The 2,286-nt window shown below is 50.1% G+C and carries 1 protein-coding gene; it reads left to right on the top strand.

Features of this window, described 5'->3' with window-relative positions:
* Nucleotides 1-2,067, top strand: a 2,067-nt coding sequence (locus AB3R30_RS19530; protein WP_458650893.1) for an Eco57I restriction-modification methylase domain-containing protein, incomplete at its 5' end; no start/stop codon positions are given.
* Nucleotides 2,068-2,286 lie beyond the last annotated feature (219 nt).

Below are 2,286 nucleotides of genomic sequence, written 5' to 3'. Positions count from 1 at the left end.
GTACTCGTTGACCTTGGGTGGATTCATCCTTTGGTTTTACCGCACCTACCCTTTTTTCTCAACTGCGTAACTCCTGTGAAAGAAGCAGAGATCCAGTTTTGGCAAGCCTATCGAGATAACGTGTTACTCAAGCTGAGGGTGATTGATCCGGCGTGTGGTTCGGGAGCGTTTCTGGTGGCAGCATTTGACTACCTATTGCGGCAATATGAGCGAGTTAACCAGGCGCTTGCAGGCTTAAAAGAGGGGCAGCGCAGCCTGTTTGACCTCAGCAAGACGATTCTGAACAACAACCTGTATGGCGTTGATTTGTCGCCAGAGTCGGTGGAGATTACGAAGCTGTCGCTGTGGCTGAAAACCGCAGAACGGGGCAAAGCGCTGACCTATTTGGATGACAACATCAAAGTGGGCAACTCGATCGTCGCTGATCCCCAAGTTGCAGATCGAGCATTCAATTGGGAGGCTGGCTTTCCCCAAGTATTCGCCGATGGGGGTTTTGATGTGGCGATCGGCAACCCGCCCTATGTGCGCCAAGAACTCCTGTCACCCATCAAGCCCTACCTTCAGCAGCACTACGACTCCTATGATGGCGTGGCAGATCTCTACACCTACTTTTATGAGAAAGGCTTGAAGATTCTCAGGCGCGGTGGCGTGATGTCCTACATCGTGACCAACAAGTGGCTGCGATCGGGCTATGGCGAACCCCTGCGCCGCTTCTTCAGCTTCAACAGTGTGCTGGAACAAATGATTGATTTTGGTCATGCCCCCATTTTTGAGGATGCCGACACCTTCCCCTGCATTGTGGTTGCCCGGAAGCCGCTGGTGCAGCCCGTGGCGCAGGTGAAGCCAATGGATTCGGCTCCCGTGGTGGTTTGCCCGGTGCCCCGTGAGAAGTTGGCAGAGATCAACCTGCTGCAATATGTGGGACAGGAAGGCTTTACCGTTCCCTGGTCGCGCTTTACAGAAAATGCTTGGAGTTTGGAGCCTCCAGCCGTGGATGCATTGATGGCAAAAATTCGACGAGTCGGGGTGCCGTTGAAGGATTTTACTGGAGTAAAGCCTTGTTACGGAATCAAAACGGGCTTTAATGAAGCGTTCTTGATTGACGATGTGACTAAAAAGCAAATTCTTCAAGCTGATCCAAAATCCGCTGAAATTATCAAACCTTACTTGCGTGGACAAGATATAAGACGATGGATTTCTGACTGGAAAAGTATTTGGATGATCTTTTCCCGTCGAGGCATTGATATTGATGCTTATCCTGCTGTTAAAGCTCACCTCAGCAACTATCGAGAGCAATTAGAGCCACGTCCTAAAGATTGGGATTCTACTAAAAGTGGAGACTGGAAAGGACGCAAACCAGGAAGTTATAAATGGTATGAACTCCAAGACAGTATTGATTACTGGCAGGAGTTTGGACAGCCAAAACTCATTTGGAAAGATCTGTCTACTTATTCTGAGTTTTGTTTTGACAATAGCGGTATTTTTACAAATGACTTATGTTTTATTTTGGCTTCTAGTGACTTTTGGCTTCTTGCAGTATTGAATTCACCTTTGATGTGGTACTACCTCTACCGCACTACTATTCATGGTGTTAATGAAACACTTCGGCTCAAAAATATTTACACAGAAAACTTACCGATCGCCCCTCCTACCGATGTCATTCGCGCCGAAGTGGAACCGCTGGTTAGCCGATTGATTGAACTGACTAAAAGCAATCAGGAAGCCTATAGCGAGGTTTTGAACTGGTTAGAACTGGAACAGAACATCGACAAACCCGGGCAAAAGCTAGAAAACTTTGCCAGTCTGGATGTCAAAGAGTTTGTGCAAGAACTCAAAAAGCGCCGACCCAAAACCGCTGGAGTCATTAGCCCCCCGGCACTCAAAGCCATGCAGCAGGTCTACAATGACTATGCCCCCGCGATCCAAACCCGCAAAGCCGAAGCGCTCCGGCTAGAGCATCGCCTCTCAGATCTGGTCAATCAAGCCTATGGACTCACCCCCGCAGAGATTGACCTCATGTGGAACACTGCCCCACCCCGAATGCCGATTCATCGCGACCCGACTTAGGGAATTGCCCTCATCCCCCAACCCCTTCTCCCACAGGAGAAGAGGAGCCTAGAGGTCTGGTTCCTTCTCCTGCGGGTGAGGGCTAGGGTGAGGGCGGAGTCGATCGGGGTGACGCAAGTAGATGAATACCAAAGAATCGCCCTCATCCCCCAACCCCTTCTCCCACAGGAGAAGAGGAGCCTAGAGGTCTGGTTCCTTCTCCTGCGGGAGAGGGCTAGG

The organism is Sivoneniella epilithica UHCC 1019 (assembly GCF_040830845.1).
Taxonomy (GTDB): domain Bacteria; phylum Cyanobacteriota; class Cyanobacteriia; order Leptolyngbyales; family Leptolyngbyaceae; genus ULC077BIN1.
Note: the sequence above shows the minus strand (reverse complement) of the source record. Positions and strands in the feature narration are given on the sequence as shown.